This is a genomic window from Lentzea sp. NPDC005914 (genome assembly GCF_040629405.1).
GTDB lineage: Bacteria > Actinomycetota > Actinomycetes > Mycobacteriales > Pseudonocardiaceae > Lentzea.
Genome location: NZ_JBEXVQ010000012.1, coordinates 46,040 through 60,712 on the forward strand (window position 1 = coordinate 46,040; position 14,673 = coordinate 60,712).

General features: G+C 67.7%; 13 protein-coding genes. 7 read left to right on the forward strand and 6 right to left on the reverse strand.

The genetic code is table 11. The annotated features are described in order from the left end of the window. Window positions 1–104: 104 nt before the first annotated feature. Complete coding sequence (locus ABZ345_RS18730; protein WP_359849776.1) at window positions 105–1,187, reverse strand: RDD family protein; 1,083 nt, start codon at window positions 1,185–1,187, stop codon at window positions 105–107. A 90-nt stretch (window positions 1,188–1,277) separates the two neighbouring features. Then, complete coding sequence (locus ABZ345_RS18735; protein ID WP_359849779.1) at window positions 1,278–2,648, reverse strand: cystathionine beta-synthase; 1,371 nt, start codon at window positions 2,646–2,648, stop codon at window positions 1,278–1,280. Between the two features lie 118 nt (window positions 2,649–2,766). Between ABZ345_RS18735 and ABZ345_RS18740 the strand changes: the two genes are divergently transcribed. The 3 genes from ABZ345_RS18740 (at window position 2,767) to ABZ345_RS18750 (ending at window position 5,340) form a co-directional block, all read left to right on the forward strand. After that, window positions 2,767–3,639, forward strand: a complete 873-nt coding sequence (locus ABZ345_RS18740) for an SGNH/GDSL hydrolase family protein (protein WP_359849782.1) — start codon at window positions 2,767–2,769, stop codon at window positions 3,637–3,639. A 91-nt stretch (window positions 3,640–3,730) separates the two neighbouring features. Next, on the forward strand, window positions 3,731–4,951 hold the full coding sequence (locus ABZ345_RS18745) for an acetyl-CoA C-acetyltransferase (protein WP_359849785.1): 1,221 nt from the start codon (window positions 3,731–3,733) through the stop codon (window positions 4,949–4,951). Between the two features lie 179 nt (window positions 4,952–5,130). Continuing rightward, window positions 5,131–5,340 (forward strand): hypothetical protein, encoded by a 210-nt coding sequence (locus ABZ345_RS18750; RefSeq protein ID WP_359849787.1) that lies wholly within the window; start codon window positions 5,131–5,133, stop codon window positions 5,338–5,340. Here the strand turns inward: ABZ345_RS18750 and ABZ345_RS18755 are convergent. Both ABZ345_RS18755 and ABZ345_RS18760 read right to left on the reverse strand, forming a co-directional pair. Further along, window positions 5,337–5,747, reverse strand: coding sequence for a GNAT family N-acetyltransferase (locus tag ABZ345_RS18755; protein ID WP_359849790.1), 411 nt, complete (start codon window positions 5,745–5,747; stop codon window positions 5,337–5,339). The genes ABZ345_RS18750 and ABZ345_RS18755 overlap by 4 nt on opposite strands. Window positions 5,748–5,951: 204 nt before the next feature. Continuing rightward, on the reverse strand, window positions 5,952–6,755 hold the full coding sequence (locus ABZ345_RS18760; protein ID WP_359849793.1) for a Bax inhibitor-1/YccA family protein: 804 nt from the start codon (window positions 6,753–6,755) through the stop codon (window positions 5,952–5,954). A gap of 317 nt (window positions 6,756–7,072) precedes the next feature. Here ABZ345_RS18760 and ABZ345_RS18765 point away from each other — a divergent pair, with 317 nt between their 5' ends. The 3 genes from ABZ345_RS18765 to ABZ345_RS18775 are packed head-to-tail and all read left to right on the forward strand — an operon-like array spanning window position 7,073 to window position 10,356. Further along, on the forward strand, window positions 7,073–8,461 hold the full coding sequence (locus ABZ345_RS18765) for a SpaA isopeptide-forming pilin-related protein (RefSeq protein ID WP_359849796.1): 1,389 nt from the start codon (window positions 7,073–7,075) through the stop codon (window positions 8,459–8,461). Then, the gene (locus ABZ345_RS18770; RefSeq protein WP_359849799.1) at window positions 8,446–9,150 is read left to right on the forward strand and encodes a class F sortase; all 705 of its coding nucleotides are present in this window, start codon (window positions 8,446–8,448) and stop codon (window positions 9,148–9,150) included. Before ABZ345_RS18765 ends, ABZ345_RS18770 begins: the two co-directional genes overlap by 16 nt. Window positions 9,151–9,207: 57 nt before the next feature. Beyond that, entirely contained in the window at window positions 9,208–10,356 is a 1,149-nt protein-coding gene (locus ABZ345_RS18775; protein WP_359849802.1) for a polysaccharide deacetylase, read from the forward strand. 33 nt (window positions 10,357–10,389) lie between these two features. Here ABZ345_RS18775 and ABZ345_RS18780 read toward each other — a convergent pair whose 3' ends face one another. Continuing rightward, on the reverse strand, window positions 10,390–11,166 hold the full coding sequence (locus ABZ345_RS18780; protein WP_359849805.1) for a hypothetical protein: 777 nt from the start codon (window positions 11,164–11,166) through the stop codon (window positions 10,390–10,392). 225 nt (window positions 11,167–11,391) lie between these two features. Here ABZ345_RS18780 and ABZ345_RS18785 point away from each other — a divergent pair, with 225 nt between their 5' ends. Continuing rightward, on the forward strand, window positions 11,392–13,446 hold the full coding sequence (locus ABZ345_RS18785; RefSeq protein ID WP_359849807.1) for a hypothetical protein: 2,055 nt from the start codon (window positions 11,392–11,394) through the stop codon (window positions 13,444–13,446). Window positions 13,447–13,497: 51 nt separating this feature from the next. On the opposite strand, the gene ABZ345_RS18790 is transcribed toward ABZ345_RS18785, so the two are convergent. Further along, window positions 13,498–14,535, reverse strand: coding sequence for a PQQ-dependent sugar dehydrogenase (locus ABZ345_RS18790; RefSeq protein WP_359849810.1), 1,038 nt, complete (start codon window positions 14,533–14,535; stop codon window positions 13,498–13,500). Window positions 14,536–14,673: the final 138 nt, after the last annotated feature.

The window sequence follows — 14,673 nt, forward strand, 5'->3', positions numbered from 1 at the left end:
AGTGAACTCACACACACGCACCGGACCAGGAGGAGTACAAGGCCCTCCGAAAACGGGTCAACCCCGGCCGCGGAGAGCGACCGGGGCTGACCTGAGCTGAGGACTTACCAGCCCTGCTGCTGACCGCCGTAACCCTGCTGAGGCGGCTGGCCGTAGCCACCCGGCTGCTGCTGCGGGTAACCGCCGGTGCCCGGCTGCTGCGGGTAGCCACCGGTACCGGGCTGCTGCGGGTAGCCACCCGAGCCGCCGTAGGGCGAAGCCGTCTCCGGGGCGTTGATCACGATGGTCTTCATGATCTTGTCGGCCCAGGTCTGGTTCTTCGGCTCCCACAGCGGGGCGAAGAAGCCCGCGTAGCACGGCAGCGCGTCGACGATGTGGCACAGCTGGCGCACGAAGACCGTACCGCCGCCGATCGGCTGCTGGGTCTCCTCGCCGACGAGCTTGATCTTGGCGATCTTCTTGCCGATCGACTGTCCCGTCTGGCCCTGCTTGATGATCAGGTTCCAGATGATGAAGCCGACGTAGCCCAGCCACAGGACGAGGCCGAGCAGGCCGAAAATCACGCCTCCGGCGTCACCGGCGTTCGCACCGATGATGCCGAACACGAAGACCAGCGCGTAGACGACGATGAGCGGCGCGAGGACGTCGATCAGGTAGCCGACGAACCGCGAGCCCCACTCGGCGTAGCCCGTGGGAGGCGGCGGCGCCATCGCAGGCATGCCGTACCCGGGCTGACCGTACGGACCCGCGGCCGGCTGGCCGTACGGGTTCGACTGCGGCGCGCCGTACGGCTGCTGCGGCTGACCGTAGGGCTGCTGCTGCGGCTGGCCGTACGGGTTGGACTGCGGCGCACCGTAGGGCTGCTGCGGCTGGCCGTAAGCCGGCTGCTGCTGCCCGTACGGGTTGTGCGGCTGGGCGGGGAACCCGCCGGAGCCGGGTCCCTGCGCCGGGAAGCCACCCGAACCGGGAGCTGCCGGCGGCACCTGCCCGGGGCTGACGACCTGGGTGGCGTCCGCGTTCTGCTGCGGTGCGGCAGGAACCTGACCAGGCGAGACGACCTGCGTCGCGTCCGGGTTCGGGTTCGCCGCGGACGGCTGGCCACCTCCCGGGACGATCTGCGTGGCGTCCGCGTTGGGCTCCTGCGGCTGACCGCCGAACGGATTTCCTGGCGGCTGCGGAGCGTTCATCCGGTTTCCAACCCCCTTGGCTGGGCCGTGTACGAGTAAGACTGATGATGATCTGGGGCGTCACGCTATCGGACGCACCCCGCTCTACGCTCAGCGACCAGCCAAGAACCCCAGAATGTCCTGCCGAGTGACGACTCCGGCGGGCTTTCCGTCCTCCAGGACGAGGGCCGCGTCCGCGTTCGAGAGCGCGTTCATGGCGATGCCGACGGGCTCGCCCGCGCCGAGCGTGGGCAGCGGCGGCGACATGTGCTTGTCGAGGCGGTCCGACAGCTGCGCCTTGCCGGTGAACAGGGCGTCGAGCAGGTCGCGCTCGTTGACCGCGCCCGCGACCTCGGCGGCCATGATGGGCGGCTCGGCGTTGACGACCGGCATCTGCGAGACACCGAACTCGCGCAGGATCGCGACCGCGTCACCGACGGTCTCGTTCGGGTGCGCGTGGACGAGGTCGGGGAGCATGCCGCCCTTGCGGCGGAGCACGTCGCCGACGGTCGCACCGGTGGAGTCCGGTGGGAGGAAGCCGTACGAGGCCATCCAGCGGTCGTTGAAGACCTTGGAGAGGTAACCGCGGCCGCCGTCGGGGAGGATCACGACCACGACGGCGTCCTCCGGCAGGTCCTTCGCGATGCGCAGCGCCGCGGCGGCCGCCATGCCGCAGGAGCCGCCGACCAGCAGGCCCTCCTCGCGGGCGAGGCGGCGGGTGATGTCGAACGAGTCCGCGTCCGAGACCTCGACGATCTGGTCGCAGATGGTCTTGTCGTACGCCTCGGGCCAGAAGTCCTCGCCCACGCCCTCGACCAGGTACGGCCGGCCGGTGCCGCCTGAGTACACGGAGCCCTCCGGGTCCGCGCCGACGACCTGCACGGCGCCGTCCGAGACCTCCTTGAGGAAACGCCCGGTGCCGGAGATCGTGCCGCCGGTGCCGACGCCCGCGACGAAGTGCGTGATCTTGCCCGCGGTCTGGCGCCAGATCTCGGGGCCGGTCTGGTGGTAGTGGCTCGCCGGGTTCTCCGGGTTCGAGTACTGGTCCGGCTTCCACGCGCCGGAGATCTCGCGGACCAGCCTGTCGGAGACGTTGTAGTACGAGTCCGGGTGCTCCGGCGCGACGGCGGTCGGGCACACCACGACCTCGGCGCCGTACGCCTTCAGGACGTTGCGCTTGTCCTCGCTGACCTTGTCCGGGCAGACGAACACGCACTTGTAGCCCTTGCGCTGGGCCACGAGCGCGAGCCCGACTCCAGTGTTGCCCGAGGTGGGCTCGACGATCGTGCCGCCGGGCTTCAGCTCACCGGACTTCTCGGCCGCCTCGACCATGCGCAGCGCGATGCGGTCCTTCACGCTCCCGCCGGGGTTCAGGTACTCGACCTTGGCCAGCACCGTGGCCTTGATCCCCGAGGTCAGGGAGTTGAGCTTCACCAGCGGCGTGTTGCCCACCAGGTCGACGACGTGCTCGACGTACTCCACCGGTATCTACTCCCCACTCCCACTCTCCGAGATAGCAAAACGAAGCCTAGCTCTAGTGGCTGCGGAGGTTAATTCGAACAGCGGTACCGACGATTCCACTGGAAAGGGGGTGTTGCGGATGATCGGACTGAGAACGCTGCGAGCGGTGGCGATGACGGCCGCGACGCTCGGCGGGCTTTCGGGGGCGCTGGTCGGGTTGCTGAGCGAGCAGGGCAGACGGGCCCGCGTGGCCATCGGGGTGCTGGAGCATCTCTGGCCCGCGCCGGACGGTGTCTACCGCGACGACGGCAGCGATCCGTTGCGGCTGGCGGTGCTCGGCGACTCGATGGCGGTGGGCGTCGGTGTGACGCATCCCTCGCAGATGCCGGGCGTGCTGCTGGCCCAGGCGCTGGCCGAGGAAGCGGAACGGCCGGTGCGGCTATCCACGTACGCCATCAGCGGTTCGACGACGCGGGACCTGGTGCCGCAGGTCGACGCGGCCGTGCTGGGCGCACCCCAGGTGGCGCTGATCATCATCGGCGCGAACGACGTGACGTCGCGGATCGGCGTGCGCGAGTCCGCCTCGTTGCTGGGTGAGCAGGTCAGGAAGCTGTGCGCTCTTGGCTGCGGTGTCGTCGTCGGGACGTGTCCCGACCTCGGGATCGTGCGGCCGATTCCGCAGCCGTTGCGGTCGGTCGGGCACCACTACAGCCTGCGGCTGGCGGCGGCGCAGACCGCGGAGGTGCGGCGGGTCGGTGGCGTGCCGGTGTCGCTGGCGAACCTGCTCGCGCCCGAGTTCATGGCCCGGCACGTCGACATGTTCAGCTCCGACCGCTTTCATCCCAGCGCCGTCGGCTACGAGGCCGCGGCGGGTGTGCTGCTGGCGCCGTTGTGCCAGGTGGCGGGGCTGTGGCCGGGCTGGGTCGCGCCGCCGTTGCCGCTGCGCTCGGCGGCTGCCCTGGCGGTGCGGGCCTCGCGGGTTCCGCCGTGGTTGCAAAGACGGCACGCCTGAGTTCCGGAATTCTCGTCACGTGCGCTGGCCGGGGTGAGCGGGCGTTAACTAGGCTCGACGGCGACCTTGACTCTCAACGAGGAGTTTCGTGATGCCTGAGGCCGTGATCGTCTCCGCTGCCCGCTCCCCCATCGGTCGTGCCGGCAAGGGCTCGCTGAAGGACGTCCGCCCGGACGACCTGGCCGCGCAGATGATCAAGGCGGCGCTGGACAAGGTGCCGCAGCTCGACCCCGCGCAGATCGACGACCTGATGCTCGGCTGCGGTCTGCCCGGCGGTGAGGCCGGCTTCAACATGGCCCGCGTCGTCGCCGTGCTGCTCGGGCACGACTCGCTGCCCGGCACGACCGTCACGCGGTACTGCGCCTCTTCTCTGCAGACGACGCGCATGGCCCTGCACGCCATCAAGGCGGGCGAGGGCGACGTGTTCATCAGCGCCGGCGTCGAGGCGGTGTCGCGGTTCGCCAAGGGCAGCTCCGACTCGTGGCCGGACACGCACAACCCGCTCTTCGCCGACGCCGAGGCCCGTACCGTCTCGGTCGCTCAGTCGGGTGCCTCGTCGTGGGACGACCCGCGCGTGTCCGGTGTCGTGCCGGACGTCTACATCCCGATGGGGCAGACCGCTGAGAACCTGGCGCTGCTGAAGGGGATCTCGCGGCAGGAGATGGACGAGTTCGGCGTCCGCTCGCAGAACCTCGCCGAGAAAGCGATCGCGGACGGCTTCTGGGCGCGCGAGATCACCCCGGTGACGCTGCCCGACGGTTCGGTCGTGTCCGCTGACGACGGCCCGCGCGCCGGCGTGACGTACGAGGCCGTCTCTTCTTTGAAGCCCGTGTTCCGCCCCGACGGCCGGATCAACGCCGGCAACTGCTGCCCGTTGAACGACGGCGCCGCGGCCCTGGTGATCATGTCCGACACGAAGGCGCGCGAGCTCGGCCTCACGCCGCTCGCCCGCATCGTGTCGACGGGTGTTTCGGGTCTGTCGCCGGAGATCATGGGCCTCGGTCCGGTCGAGGCGTCGAAGCGCGCACTGGCCCTCGCCGGGTTGTCGGTCTCCGACATCGACCTCGTGGAGATCAACGAGGCGTTCGCGGCGCAGGTGATTCCGTCGTACCAGGACCTCGGAATCGACCTGGACCGTTTGAACGTGAATGGTGGCGCAATTGCCGTCGGCCACCCGTTCGGCATGACGGGCGCGCGGATCACCACGACCTTGATCAATTCCCTGCAGTTCCACGACAAGCAGTTCGGTCTCGAGACCATGTGCGTCGGCGGCGGTCAGGGCATGGCGATGGTGATCGAGCGCCTCAGCTGACCTGGGGTTTCCCCATAGTTTTCCCTCAAGATCTGCAAATTGACGCTTGCAAGTAGCTCCGCTTCACCCGAACGGAGCTACTTGCCTGCCACCTTTCTGTCGATGAGATGAATCATCGCGCAACTGCGTCATCAGACGAGAGGGAGTCCGTCCCTACCGATAAGTAAGGAGGGTCGGACATGCCGTACGTGTGGTGGCAAAGCGAATACGACCTGCAATGCCATGCTTTCTCGCTCGATCAAGCCAATGGGTCTCGCAGCTTTTACGAGGCCGTCTGCGAGCACTCGGTGCCCGATGAGCGGGTGTCGCGCGCTCAGGTAGGTGCTCTCTGCACGAGCTGCCTGATCAAGGTGGGCACGGAGATGCCGGACGTGCGCTGGCGGGCCTAGGTCCTGCGCATTCCGATCGAGCCCGGTGCGCTCTCCACGAAGCCGTGTCGTGCGTAGAGACGACGGCCGGGCGGGTCGGCCAACAGGTTGACGTAGGCGCCAGGAGCCTCTTCGTCGATCCTGTTCAGCAACGCGGTCATGATCGCGTCGCCGATGCCTTTGCGTTGGTGATGCGGCAACACGGCCATGTCGATGATGTGGAAGTACCAGCCGCCGTCGCCGATCACGCGGCCCATGCCGGCGGTCTCCCCGGATTCCACGTGAATGACGTGGCACGCGGCCCATGCACCTTTGACGCCGTTCTCCGCCTCTTCACGGGTTCGCTCGCTGAGCCCGGATTCCTTGCGCAGACGCAAGTAGTCGTCGACGGCCGGCGGTTGCATGACGATCCGGTATGCGGAGTCCACGCATTCCCCTTCAGTTGTGCGCATTGTTCGTCCGATGACGGTAGAGGGCGGCGACGCAGCAGATCGAAGCCGTCTTCCCGCGCCTGCGGGTCCCGGCGACGCATGAGCGGCATCGCCTCGTCGAACCGCTTGGTCATGTGATCCCCCTCGTAACCGAAAGGGGCGCCCCGCCGCAGCGGAACGCCCCTCGCGGAAAGCCTCGGATCAGTCCGAGTTGAAGTACGACAGCAGGCGCAGGATCTCGGTGTACAGCCACACCAGGGTGACCGTGAGACCGAACGCGATCTGCCACGCGTACTTGGCCGGCACGCCGGCCCGGATCGCCTGGTCGGCGGCGTCGAAGTCGATCAGGAAGCTGAACGCCGCGAGGCCGATGCAGACGAGGCTGAAGATGATCGCGAGCGTGCCGCCCGAGCGCAGGCCGAGCCCGGCAGGCATGAAGAAGCTGGCGATCAGGTTGAACAGCATGAGGACGGCGACGCCGATGATCGCGCCGGTGATCCACTTGGTGAACTTCGGCGTGACGCGGATCGCGCCCGTCTTGTAGACCACGAGCATGCCGGCGAAGACGCCGATCGTGCCGATGATGGCCTGGCCGATGACCACGACGCCCTGGCCCGGGTTGCCGGTCCAGCGGTCGATCATGGTGCCGATGATCCCGCTGAACGCGCCGAGGAAGATGCCCTCGACGGCCGCGTAGGCGATGACGAGCGGCGGGCTCGGGACGCGCTTGAACGAGATGATCAGGCCGAGCACCAGGCCGATGATCGCGGCCGGGAACAGCAGGAACCACGCCTGCATGAGGTAGGTGACGACCGCCGTGACGGCGACCACGGCGAGCGTGACGCCCGTCTTGGTCACGACGTCGTCGATCGTCATCGGCCGCTCGCTGGTCAGCGGCGGCGGAGCCTGCTGGTAGCCGGCCTCTGGCTGGCCAAAGCCTGCATAGCCTCCGTACCCGCCGCCGGTCGGCAGGTTACGGAAAGCCGGGTTGCTGCTGGAGCGCACCTGGTCCTCCTGGGGCGTTGCTTTACGCCGTCACGGGTACAACGAGCACGCTCGGTGCCCGGTTCCCGTCGGTAAAGACGACTTTACCCCCGACGACGATCACACGTGCGCAAATACTGCGCTAACTCCGGAGCGTAGTGAGACTACGGCGTGTTGCGGCGTGTCATACACAAAGCGAGTAAGGGCCGTCACATTCCAATCACGTTCACACCCAGAGTGACGACACACTTCCTCCTCGTGGCGGCTTGTCCCCGATGTGGGTTACCGACAGGCTCGCACGCGGAAATACCACAGGTCAGAGGGGACCAAGATCCAAAATGGGCTGGAAACGTCTAGCCGCCGTGGCGGTGGTCTCGGGCCTCGCGCTCCTGACCTCTCCCACGACCGCCACAGCAGTCGGCGTCAAGGGCATCGGCCACAACGCGTCAGAGCGCCAAGCCCACGCCGTGCCGGGTAGCGAGTGGCACGGGTCATACATCTACCAGGACAAGCAGGTGTGGTGCGTGCAGTACGCATTGCCCGCGCCGGACAGCAGCGTGCCTTACAAGGAAGGCGACATGCTGCGGACGAAGGCGGGCAAGGAACTCACGCCCGACGTCGCAGCGAACATCTCCTACCTGCTGCTGCGCTATTCCACGACCAAGTCCCCGGACGAGGCCGCCGCGCTCGCGCATCTGCTGCACAGCTGGACCTCTCCGGTCGACGGAGCGGTACGCCTCGACACGGACGACCAGAAGCTCCTCGCCTACGACACAGCCTTCTACGCCTCGAAACTGCCCCAGTCCGTCATGGACGCGGTCGCGCGCCTGAAGGCCGACGCCGAGGCCAACCGCGGCCCGTGGACGCTCAGCGCCACCGCACCGAAGGATCCGCTGATCATCGGCACCGAGTCCACCTGGACCGCGTCGCTGGTCAAGGCCAACGGCCAGGGCGTACCTAACGCGACGATCGACTTCACACTGACCGACGCGACGCTGGTCGACGGCAGCGTCGGCGGCAAGGCCACCACGGGCGCCGACGGCAGCCCGGCCACGATCAAGATCGTGCCCACAGGCCCGAAGCCCTCGATCGCGGCCGTCGCGGACTCCCCCGCCGACCGCCCGGTCGTGCACCAGCCGATCCCGACGGACAACATGCAGCGCATGGTGACCACCGGCGGCGAGAAGAAGCTGAACGCGAACGCCACCGGCCCGGCCAAGACCGCGCCGGGCGCCGTGAAGATCACGAAGATCGACTCGGAGACCAAGAAGGCCATCGCCGGTGTCGCTCTGAAGGTCACGGCCAAGGACCAGACGAACCCCGCGAAGAAGCAGGACGACTCCGACCTGGTCGGCACCGACGGCAAGCCGATCGTGCTGCAGACCGGTGCCGACGGCACGGTCGAGGTGCCGGGCCTGCGCACCCCGCAGGAGATCTGTCTCGTCGAGGTCGCCGCTCCCAAGGGATACGAGGAGTTCTTCGACCCGAAGGCACCGCCCGCCTCGTGCGGAACGGTCGCGGCCGGCCAGACGCTCGCGCTCGAGCTGGTGAACAAGCCGAACAAGCCGGTGGTGCCGAGCACGATCCCGGCCGGCCAGGACGGCAAGACGCCCGTCGCGACCGCGTCGTTCGACACCCAGCTGCGTCCGGGTCTGATGCTCGGCGTGGGTGGCCTGGTGCTGCTCGGTGCCGCGCTGGCAGGCTTCCTGGTGTGGCGCAGGCAGTGAGTCCCAAGGCTTTTCTGACCGGCGCGCTGGTGGCGGGAATCGCCGCCGCCAGCGTGCTGGTCACCACGTCCGAGACCGAGGTCCTCAAGGGACACGCGCTCGCGGACGAGATCCCCGTGGTCGGCGCGGGGCCGGTCGCTGACAGCCTCAGCACGGGCCGCGGCGCCGACCTCACGGGGCTGGTCGGCGGCGCGAACACGGCCAACGCCAAGCCCGCCGACCCCACCCAGCAGCAGCCCGCCCCACCGAAGGCGGGGCCCGGTTCGGTCAAGCTCCCCGCCGGCGGCACGGCCACGCTGGTCCGGCGAGAGGTCAAGGACGGCGTGCTGCCCGTCCCGGACGGCATCGGCGAAGCCACCTGGTGGGGTACCGAGCTCGCCGGGCAGGAAGGTGCGACGGTCCTCGCCGGACACGTCGACTGGAAGGGCGCCAAGGGCCCCTTCGCCGAGCTGTGGCAGGCGCAGAACGGCCGCGAGATCGTGATCGCCGACAGCGCGGGCAAGCAGTTCACGTTCCGCATCACGCAGATCGAGACCGTCCGCAAGGACGAGCTCCCGGCCCGCGCTGTCGAGTTCTTCGGACCGCGCGGCCCGCACCGGCTGGTGCTGGTCACTTGCGGGGGTACCTGGATCGGTGGACAGAAGGGTTACGAGGCGAACCGAGTGGTGATCGCCGAACCCGTTGGGTGACGAAGCAACCCGTTCGGGTAATCAACCGTCTCCTTTAGTGTGAAACGGTGGGGATGGTTGACCACGGGCGTGGCGCTGGCGCTCGCTCTCGTGCTGGTGATGACCCTCGGTCCGCACAAGGACCAGGAGAGCCTGCCGGACTCCGGCCCGTTACCGATGGCGCCGCGGCTGCCCGCTCCCAAGGACGCCGGGCCGACGCCGACCGTGCCCGCCCCCACCGCCGAGCAGGTCGCGAAGCAGCCGTGGATGCACAAGCTCGGCCCCGGCGAGAAGCCGCCGCAGTTCGTCCTGTTCTCCTTCGACGGCGCGGTGTCCAAGCAGCACTGGGACAAGGTTCTGCCGATCGCCAAGGAGAAGAAGGCACACGTCACGGGCCTGCTGTCCGGCGTGTACATGCTGGCCGAACAGGACAACCTGCTCTACCAGCCGCCGGCCGGGCTCAAGCGCGGCGTCTCCGACATCTCGTTCGGCGGCACGAAGCAGGACATCACCTCCCGCATCGGCTACCTCAACCAGGTGATCGACGACGGTCACGAGCTCGGCACGCACTACAACGGCCACTTCTGCTCCGGCGGCACCCAGCCGTCGGTCGACAAGTGGGACAACGCGGCCTGGAGCCAGGAGCTCGACCAGTTCAAGCAGATCGTGGACAAGGCGCGCGCCGCCGGGTTCAAGCTCGCCGACGGCGCTGTCCGGGGTGGACGGACGCCGTGCCTGGAAGGCAACTGGGACCAGGCCTTCCCCGCGATGGCCGCGCACGGCCTGGTCTACGACACCAGCAAGGTCGCGCTGGGCGTGCAGTGGCCGTCCGTCCAAAACGGACTGTACGAGTTCCCGATGCCCGAGGTGCGGGTTCCCGCGCTGGGCAAGCAGGTCGTCATGATGGACTTCAACCTCTGGTACTCGCTCAACGGCGCCAAGGAAGAACCGCAGCGCGCGCCCGAGTTCAGCCAGATCGTCTTCGACACCTACAAGTCGGTGCACCAGGCCGCGTTGAACGGCAACCGCGCGCCGCTCGTGATCGGCAACCACTTCAACGAGTGGAACGGTTCGGCGTTCTCCAACGCGATGGAGCAGTTCCTCGGGTACGTGTGCGACAAGCCGGAGACGGTGTGCGCCACCTACACCGAGGTGATCCAGTGGATGCAGCTGCAGGACCCGGCCGTGCTGGACCAGTTCCGCCGCCTGCCCGCCGCGCGCAACTAGTGGCGCGTCCCGGAACGTCGCCGGGCCACACCGCTAGCGGAACTTGGCGAACCGGTCGCGCAGAACGCCCGGCTCACCACGACGCACAGCCGTCTTCAGCATGAAGATCGGCACATCGCCGATTCCGTCGGGAACGGACTGGTCGACGAAGGGGTTGTTCGCCCACACACTGCCGGTTTCGGAGTAGGGACGCTCGTCGTAGTGGTACTTCCACCGCGCGCCGCGGTTGCGGCAGACCACCTCGCCGAGGTACCAGACGGCACCTTCCACGAACTCCTCCGGCGCCAGGCCGACCTCCTGGACCAGTTTCTCCAAGGCGTCCAGGGACTCAGGGGAGAAGTCCCACGGACCGGGGTGGTCGACCGTCCACTGTGGAAAGGCCGCGGCCCGGTCAGCCAGCCAGGACACCAGCCACGGGTGCTGAGGGTGGTTCGAGTCGTCGATCCAGTCGATCGCGGGAGTGTGTTCCTTCGCCGGTGACCACTCGGGGTTGCGCTGCTTGAAGACGGCGACGGTCCTCGTGATCTCGTCGTGCGCCTCGACCGCTCTGGTGACCAGGGGAAGGACGGCCAGTGGCGCGAGTTCCAGCGCCGGGTCGAAGTGCACCACCGGTCCGGCGTCGGTGACCTCCCAGTGGCCGCCGCCCACGCGCATCAACGCCTCGCCGAGATAACCGGCGGCAGCGAGTGCGAGGCGCGGTTGCCCGGCGGCCATCCCCTCCAGGCGGGCCAGCGTGTCCGGGGTGAAGTCGAGTGGAATTCCCAGTGCGACAAGCCTTGGTTGCATCTCCTCGCGCCACGCGCTGGTCATCAGGTCATCCCTTGTTCTGGGGCGCAACGGGTTGGGCCGTTCAGAGGATCTTGCGAACGTTTCCCCACAGCCACTTTACGGACGTGCCACGGTGCTCGGGTCGAGTTTCTAGGGGGAAACATGACTCGCATCCGAGCCTTGGTGGCTGCCGCCTCACTCATCCTGCTCGTCAGCGCGACGCCAGTGACACCTGCACAGGCTCAGTCGGCGCGGCCCTGCAAGGAGATGTTCAACGTCACGAAGCCGGTACCCGGCCGCAACCAGCTGCCCGGCTTCGGGAACGGGATCGCGCCGCCGAGCAAGCGCGGGCAGTACTCGTTCGACAACCCCAGCGAGAAGCTGCGCGGGCTCAAACTGCCCGACGACCCCGCCGAGCTCCTCTCGTACGGCGAGAGCACCGACGGAAAAGCGCTCGGCACCAAGGAACACGCGTACGCCGCGTGGAATCGGTACGTCAAGTACAAGGAAAAGCAGCTAGCCGACTGGAACGCGAATCCGGTCGGGCCGAAGCCCAGCGCGCAGCTCGGGTACCAGAGGTGGCTCAACGGCTACATCCCCAACACGAGCAACGACTTCAAGGGCACCGGCTACGAGAAGTTCATGACCGAGGAGATCGGGCTCGGCGGGGACGACTGGATCTGTCAGGACCAGATCCGCGACTCCCAGGGCAGGCCGGTGGCCGGCCGTTTCTACGACGCGATCAACCACAAAGACAAGATCATCTACGAGTTCAAGGCCGGCAACCGGATCGACGTGGAACAGCTGGAGAAGGACGCGCGGTTCGCACGTCAGCACGGCTACCGCGTCCAGTACGTCTTCGGCAGCCAGCCGAGCAAGAAGACGATCGAGGCCATCAAGAACGCCGGGCTCGAGGATCCGCACATCCGCAAGGCGTCGGGACGCGGCACCATCCCGATCAAGCCGCAGCCAGGACCGTCGTCACAACTGTTGAACCCCAACCCTCAGAGCCCCGCCAAGGGTGCGGCGAACGACATGTTCGACCGGGCCGGGCGCAACGCGGCCGAGGCGAAGTCGGTGCAGGACGCGGAGAACGAGCTGCAGCGACGGTCCGCCAGGCCTGACGGCAAGGTCGACGGCATGCCCCGCAGGCCGGGCGGCATCGACTTCTCGACGATGGAGCTGCGGTACCTGTCCGACTCCCCCGACGGCGTGCAGTACGCGTTCGAGGCCGACGACAATCTCGACGAGGAAGAGAACCCGTCGTTCGGCGGGCTCGAAACCGCCGAGCTGACGTCCGACGCGCTGTTCACCTGGCTCGCGCTGCCGGTGCAGTCGTTCTGGGTCAACCTGAACCCCGACCAGCCGGACAAGGTCCTCGACCCTCAGCTGGCCAAGACCGACGCCGGACGCGTGCTGCTGCAGGCGGACCTGCGGATGAAGCGCACGATGGCCAAGACGATGGTGCCGGACAACCCGGTCGGCAACCGGTTCTGGGACTCGCTGAAGCACGTCAACGGCGCGCCCTGCTGGCTGAGCTACCGCGTGTGGGCGGAGGCAGCGCCCGCGTCGGTGCGGGAGAACGGCGGCGAGCTCTACATCCTCGACGCGCCGCTGAAGGTCCAGGCAGAGCCGCTGGTGATCAACACGCCGTCCGGCCCGCCGTGCACGCAGCCGAAAGCCGTGCAGGAGCAGAACTTCGAGCTGATCAAGACGATCATCATCCCCGAGGTGGAGAAGGCGGTGAACACCGCGCCGGAGTACCAGGACCTGCGCAGCGTCTACCACAGCCGGGTCGTCGCCGAGTGGATCAGGCAGCGCAACGAGGTCAGGCCCGGTGCCTACGCGAAGATCATCGGCAGCGGCAGCGTGGACCAGTGGCCCGCGCGCACGCCGTGGAAGCAGGAGGACGTCTTCAAGGAGTACCTGAAGTCGTACAAGGAAGGCGACTTCAAGTTCGAGCGGAAGTACGAACAGGACGGTCAGCTGCTGACGTTCGAGTACGCCACCGGCGGCGTCATCCTCGACAAGGCACCGAAGACGCCGATGCCCGAGGCGCAGTTCACCCAGCAGTACCCGACGTTGCCCGACACGGTGGCCGACTCGCGCGACGAGGCGATCACCTACGAGGACACCGCCGTGAGCTGGCTCGGCGGCGACAACAACGAGCTCAAGCAGCAGCCGAACCCGCCACAGGCGCCGCAGGCACCGAAGCCGCCGCTCGCGGTCACCGGCGCCACGCCGTTCGGTCTGCTCGCGCTCGGTGTGCTGCTCGTGTTGAGCGGCACCGCGCTGGTGGTGTGGAAGCGTCGCAGGGCATGAGTTCGTGGGTGGTTTCCGTTGCCGTGGCAACGGAAACCACCCACGTCACTATCAGCCGTCAGTCGACAGGATCCGGTCGTCGGTCGCGCCAGGCGAACCGTTGTTGTCCTGGTTGGACGTTCCCAGCCAGAGCGTGCCGTCCGGTGCCGCGGCGACCGCGCGCACCCGGCCGTAGCCGGAGAACACGGCCTGCGGGGTGCCGAGCGAAGTGCCGTTCACGGGCACCTTCCACACGCGCTTGCCGGTGACCGCGCCGATGTACAGCGCGCCCTTGTACAGCGCGATGCCCGTCGGACCGGCCTCCTTGTTGCTCCAGGTCTTGACCGGGTTGGTCATGCCGGCGACGTTGCAGGTTCCTTCGCAGTTCGGCCAGCCGTAGTTCTTGCCGGCCTCGATCTTGTTCAGCTCGTCGGTCTTGGCGTCGCCGAACTCGGTGGCGTACGCGGTGGTGCCGACCCAGGTGATGCCCTGGACGTTGCGGTGCCCGATCGAGTAGACGATGCTGCCGGCGCGAGGGTTGCCGGCAGCGGGCTTGCCCGCGGTGTCGAAGCGGAGAATCTTGCCGCCCAACGAGTTCCAGTTCTGGGCGTTCGGCTTGTTCTGGCCGTCACCCGTGGTCGCCCACAGGAAGCCGTCCGGACCGAACTCCAGGCCGCCGCCGTTGTGGTACGTGTTCTTCGGAATTCCGGTGACGATCGGCTCCGGCGTGCCACCGATCTTCATCTTGGCGACGCGGTTGTCGTTCGCCGTGGAGTAGTAGATGAAGACCGTGTTGTCGGTCGCGAAGGACTTCGACAGCGCGAGACCGAGCAGGCCGCCTTCACCGCCGGTCCCCTGGGCCTGTTCCACGGTGTCCAGGGTGGTGACGGTGGTGCCCTTGATCTTCTTGATCTTCTTCGTGTCCCGCTCGGTGAAGATGCCACTGCCGTCGGGCGCGAACTCGATGTCCCACGGGATGTCGAGCTTCGTGGCGAGTGTCCTCACCGCCTGCGCGCCGGGGCCGTCCTGTGCGGAGGCTCCGGGGATGACGCAGAGGGATGCGGCCACAGCAGTACAGGCTGCCGCGACCGCGATACGACGAGCACGCATGTGTGCTCTCCTTTGGGTCCGCTCGTTCGATTAGTCTGCGGCGGCGACGTTGCAGGGCGTATTTACCCAATCACACATCGGAATAACCCACAACGATGATCGGATGTCTTGGGACGCCCCTCGCCTCCGAGCGGGTGA

What these genes read in the sequence shown, in the direction of transcription:
- ABZ345_RS18730 (WP_359849776.1), bottom strand. Translation starts at nt 1,187, where the DNA reads ATGAACGCTCCGCAGCCGCCAGGAAATCCGTTCGGCGGTCAGCCGCAG.
- ABZ345_RS18740 (WP_359849782.1), top strand. Translation starts at nt 2,767, where the DNA reads ATGATCGGACTGAGAACGCTGCGAGCGGTGGCGATGACGGCCGCGACG.
- ABZ345_RS18745 (WP_359849785.1), top strand. Translation starts at nt 3,731, where the DNA reads ATGCCTGAGGCCGTGATCGTCTCCGCTGCCCGCTCCCCCATCGGTCGT.
- ABZ345_RS18750 (WP_359849787.1), top strand. Translation starts at nt 5,131, where the DNA reads ATGCCGTACGTGTGGTGGCAAAGCGAATACGACCTGCAATGCCATGCT.
- ABZ345_RS18765 (WP_359849796.1), top strand. Translation starts at nt 7,073, where the DNA reads ATGGGCTGGAAACGTCTAGCCGCCGTGGCGGTGGTCTCGGGCCTCGCG.
- ABZ345_RS18780 (WP_359849805.1), bottom strand. Translation starts at nt 11,166, where the DNA reads ATGACCAGCGCGTGGCGCGAGGAGATGCAACCAAGGCTTGTCGCACTG.
- ABZ345_RS18785 (WP_359849807.1), top strand. Translation starts at nt 11,392, where the DNA reads ATGTTCAACGTCACGAAGCCGGTACCCGGCCGCAACCAGCTGCCCGGC.
- ABZ345_RS18790 (WP_359849810.1), bottom strand. Translation starts at nt 14,535, where the DNA reads ATGCGTGCTCGTCGTATCGCGGTCGCGGCAGCCTGTACTGCTGTGGCC.